Source organism: Micromonospora sp. AMSO12t, assembly GCF_008806585.1.
In the GTDB taxonomy this organism is placed as follows: Bacteria; Actinomycetota; Actinomycetes; order Mycobacteriales; family Micromonosporaceae; genus Micromonospora; species Micromonospora reichwaldensis.
Genome location: NZ_WAAS01000395.1, coordinates 1 through 4,380 on the forward strand (window position 1 = coordinate 1; position 4,380 = coordinate 4,380).

General features: G+C 73.6%; 4 protein-coding genes and 1 pseudogene. 1 reads left to right on the forward strand and 4 read right to left on the reverse strand.

Annotation, left to right across the window (positions count from 1 at the left end; translation table 11 throughout):
• Positions 1–492: pseudogene (locus F6X68_RS31030) on the forward strand (hypothetical protein); the annotation flags it as partial.
• A gap of 7 nt (positions 493–499) precedes the next feature.
• Here the strand turns inward: F6X68_RS31030 and F6X68_RS31035 are convergent.
• The 4 genes from F6X68_RS31035 to fabG form a co-directional block, all read right to left on the reverse strand.
• Positions 500–1,279 (reverse strand): HAD-IIA family hydrolase, encoded by a 780-nt coding sequence (locus F6X68_RS31035; RefSeq protein ID WP_151457586.1) that lies wholly within the window; start codon positions 1,277–1,279, stop codon positions 500–502.
• A 48-nt stretch (positions 1,280–1,327) separates the two neighbouring features.
• Positions 1,328–2,389 carry a ferrochelatase gene (locus F6X68_RS31040; RefSeq protein ID WP_151457583.1) on the reverse strand — a complete coding sequence of 354 codons (1,062 nt, stop codon included), beginning with the start codon at positions 2,387–2,389 and terminating at the stop codon, positions 1,328–1,330.
• Positions 2,390–2,502: 113 nt separating this feature from the next.
• A complete protein-coding gene (fabI, locus tag F6X68_RS31045) occupies positions 2,503–3,270 on the reverse strand; it encodes an enoyl-ACP reductase FabI (protein WP_151457584.1) in 768 nt (255 codons plus the stop codon).
• A 35-nt stretch (positions 3,271–3,305) separates the two neighbouring features.
• Positions 3,306–4,010, reverse strand: coding sequence for a 3-oxoacyl-ACP reductase FabG (gene fabG / locus F6X68_RS31050; RefSeq protein WP_151457585.1), 705 nt, complete (start codon positions 4,008–4,010; stop codon positions 3,306–3,308).
• Between the last annotated feature and the right edge of the window lie 370 nt (positions 4,011–4,380).

A 4,380-nucleotide genomic window follows, 5' to 3' on the forward strand; every position in this document is an offset into this window, starting at 1 on the left:
GGCGAGGCGGTCGTCGCCGGCGGGCTCGGGCTCATCCCGCACGTGCGCACGCACACGTCCGGCTCCGGCGACACCTTCGAGACGGTCCTCTGGCGGGTCTACCCGCTGCCGGCCGACGCTCCGGCCGCCTCCCTCGCGTTGCCCGGCGCGGCCGAGGCCGAGGCGGAGCTGGCGGTGGCCCTGGCCGACACGACCGCCGCGCTGACCCGGCTGGACGTCGCGCAGTGGCGACCCGAGCTGGCCGGGGCCCTGGAGGCGTTGCGCCGGCCGGACGGCGCCACCGACCTGCCGCCCGGGTTCGACCCGCGGGCCCGGCGGCTCTTCGCCCGGGCCGCCGTGCTCGACCGGGTGCTCGCGCTGGCCGGGCACGCGGCGCCGGGCGGCGCGATCAACAACTACGAGGCCCAGCAGCGCGACGCCGCGCTGCGCCCGCTGACCACCGCCTGCCGGCAGGCGCTGGTGGCCGCCTGCAACGCCCCGCTGCGCCCCTGATCGCCGGTCAGATCTCGTCGACCAGGTCGGCGACGGAGTTGACGATCCGCGACGGACGGTACGGGTAGCGCTCCGCCTCGGCGCGGCTGCTGATGCCGGTCAGCACCAGGATCGTCTCCAGCCCGGCCTCCAGCCCGCAGAGGATGTCGGTGTCCATCCGGTCGCCGATCATCGCGGTCGTCTCGGAGTGCGCGTTGATCGTGTTCAGCGCCGAGCGCATCATCATCGGATTGGGCTTGCCGACGAAGTACGGCTCGATCCCCGTCGCCTTGGAGATCATCGCGGCGACGGAGCCGGCGGCCGGCAGCGCGCCTTCCACCGACGGGCCGGTCACGTCGGGGTTGGTGCAGATGAACCGGGCCCCGTCGTTGATCAGCCGGACCGCCTTGGTGATCGCCTCGAAGCTGTAGGTGCGGGTCTCGCCCAGGACCACGTAGTCCGGGGCGAAGTCGGTCAGCACGTAGCCGACCGCGTGCAGCGCCGTGGTGAGCCCGGCCTCCCCGATCACGTACGCGGTGCCGCCCGGGCGCTGGTCGGCCAGGAACTGGGCGGTGGCCAGCGCGGAGGACCAGATCGCCTGCTCCGGCACGTCCAGGCCCATCCGGCTCAGCCGGGCCGTGAGGTCGCGGGGCGTGTAGATCGAGTTGTTGGTGAGCACCAGGAACGGCTTGCCGGAGGCGCGCAGCCGGGAGACGAACTCCGGTGCCCCGGGCACGGGCTGGCCCTCGTGCACCAGCACGCCGTCCATGTCGGTCAGCCAGCTCTCCACCGGCTTGCGGTCCTGCATCGTCACTCGTTCCAGGGTGTCGGGCCGCCGGCGGGGCCGGCGCGGCGGTCAGGAGGCCGGGTTCCCGGCTTCCTGGGCGGCGGTGGGGCGGCGTGCCGGGACGCAGCACACCGTGGGGCAGGTGTCCCACATGGGCAGCTCGCCGAGGCGGCGGCGCAGGCCGGTCCCGTCCGGGTCGGTCCGCTCGCGAACCAGCTCGCGCACCATCGCCACGAACCGGGGGTCGGTGCCGGGGGTGGCGGCCCGGACGAAGTCCAGCCCGAGCTGCCTGGCCGTCTCCCGCGCCTCGGTGTCCAGGTCCCACACCACCTCCAGGTGATCGGAGACGAACCCGATCGGGCTGACCACCACGCCGGTGGTGCCGGCGTCGGCAAGCGTACGCAGGTGGTCGTTGACGTCCGGCTCCAGCCACGGCACCTGCGGCGGGCCGGAACGGCTCTGCCAGACCAGGTCCCAGGGCAGGTCCGGGGCGGCCGCGGCGTGGACCAGCCGGGCGACCTCGGCGAGCTGCGCCTCGTACCGGCCGCCGTGCGGGCCGGCGTTCGCGGCCATCGAGTTCGGGACCGAGTGCGCGGTGAACACGAGTCGGGTGCCGTCCCGCTTCGCCGGGTCGAGGCGGCGGAGCGCCGCCCGCACCGCGTCGGCGTGGGGCTCGACGAAGCCGGGGTGGTCCCAGAACTGGCGGAGCTTGTCGATCAGCGGGGCGTCGGGGCCGACCGCCGCGCGGGCGGCGGCGATGTCCTCCTGGTACTGCCGGCAGGAGGAGTAGCCGCCGAAGGCGCTGGTCACGAACGCCAGGGCGTGGGTGACGCCGTCGTCGCGCATCTGCGCCACGGTGTCGGCGAGCATCGGGTCCCAGTTCCGGTTGCCCCAGTAGACCGGCAGGTCGAGGCCGTTGGCGGCGAAGTCCTCCCGGACCGCCGCGAGCAGCTCCCGGCACTGCTGGTTGATCGGCGAGACGCCACCGAAGTGCTGGTAGTGCTCGGCGACCTCCGCCAGCCGCTCCGGCGGCACGCCCCGCCCCCGGGTCACGTTCTGCAGGAACGGCATCACGTCCTCGGGCCGTTCCGGTCCGCCGAAGGACACCAGGACCACCGCGTCGTACGCCATGGCTCCCATTCTTCCCGGTGCCCGTTCCCGCCGGGCGCGGCCCCCTGGTCCGGGGTGTGAGGAAGGGCCCCCTGCTATGCAGAATGCGATTGCAGGGGGCCCTTCCTCACACGTCAGGCGCCGATGGCGTGGTAGCCGCCGTCGACGTGCACGATCTCGCCGGTGGTGGCCGGGAACCAGTCGGACAGCAGCGCCAGGCAGGCCCGCGCCGCCGGCTCCTGGTCGGTGAGGCTCCAACCCAGCGGCGCGCGCTCGGCCCAGGCCTCCTCGAACTGATCGAAGCCGGGGATCGACTTGGCGGCGATGGTGCGCAGCGGCCCGGCGGCGACCAGGTTGCTGCGGATGCCCTGCTTGCCCAGGTGCAGCGCCAGGTAGCGGGAGGCGGACTCCAGCCCGGCCTTGGCCACGCCCATCCAGTCGTAGACGGGCCACGCCTTCGTGGCGTCGAAGGTCAGGCCGACCACCGCGCCGCCGGCGGACATCAGCGGCAGCGCCGCCATCGCGAGGGATTTGTAGGAGTACGTGGAGACGTGCAGCGCGGTCGCCACGTCCTCCCAGGGGGCGTCGAGGAAGCCGCCGCCGAGGCAGCTCTGCGGGGCGAAGCCGATCGAGTGCACCACCCCGTCCAGGCCGTCGACGTGCTCGCGCACGCGGTCGCCGAGCCCGGCGAGATGGTCGGCGTCGGTCACGTCCAGCTCGATCACCGGGGCGGGCTCGGGCAGTCGCCTGGCGATCCGCTCCACGAGGGAGAGCCGGCCGTAGCCGGTGAGCACGACCTGCGCCCCGTTCTCCTGGGCGAGCTTCGCCACGGAGAAGGCGATCGAGGCGTCGGTGATGACGCCGGTGACCAGCAGCCGCTTACCGGCGAGCAGTCCGGACATGCAGGGATTCCTCCGTAGTTCTCAGTGACCGCTTGTCAGTGGCCCATGCCGAGGCCGCCGTCGACCGGGATGACGGCGCCGGAGACGTAGCCGGCGGCGTCGCCGGCCAGCCAGGTGACCACGCCCGCGATCTCGTCCGGCTGGGCGAACCGGTTGGCGGGGATGGCCTTGCGGTACTCGGTCCTGCGGTCCTCGGGCAGGCCGGCGGTCATGTCGGTCTCCACGTAGCCGGGCGCGACCACGTTGGCCGTGATGTTGCGGCTGCCCAGCTCGCGGGTGATCGAGCGGGCCACGCCCACCAGGCCGGCCTTGCTCGCCGCGTAGTTGACCTGGCCGGGGCCGCCGTAGAGGCCGACCACCGAGGAGATGAAGATCATCCGGCCCCACTTCGCGCGCAGCATCTTGCCCGAGGCGCGCTTGGCGCACCGGAACGCGCCCGTCAGGTTCGTGTCCAGCACGCGGGTGAACTGCTCCTCCGACATGCGCAGCAGCAGCGTGTCGTCGGTGATCCCGGCGTTGGCGACGAGCACCTCCACCGGCCCCAGCTCGGCCTCGATCGCGGTGAACGCCGCGTCGACCGACGCGGAGTCGGTCACGTCGCAGCGGACCCCGAACAGCCCCTCGGGTGGCTCGCCGCTGCGGTGGGTCACCGCCACCCGGTCGCCCTGCTTGGCGAAGGCCTGCGCGATGGCCAGGCCGATCCCCCGGTTGCCGCCGGTCACCAGGACGGTACGGGCCACGGTTCCCCCTGTAGTTCAGTGATCTCCCGGTCGGTCGGAGCCTAGGCGTTACCGGCAGGTAAGCGCTAACGCCGTGCACGTCCGGGCCGGCGCGGCGTCGCCCGGCACCGGCCCCTGCCCCGTCCCTCCGGCGACGCGGCGGGCCCCTCGGCCGAGGTCCGTGCGGCCGCTCGGCCGGGTGCGGCGACGGCGACCGGCGGGTGTACGATGATCCGCGTTTGCGGGCCGTGCGGCCCGCTTCCGGGCCCCGCCGACCGCAGGAGGTGATCGCTGTGCGAGATAGCGATCCTCCCAGTCGTGGCCGGGCCGAACGTCAGCCCCGCTGAGCCACGACTCAGCAGGTGAGCTGACCCAGCTCCGCTCCCCGCCC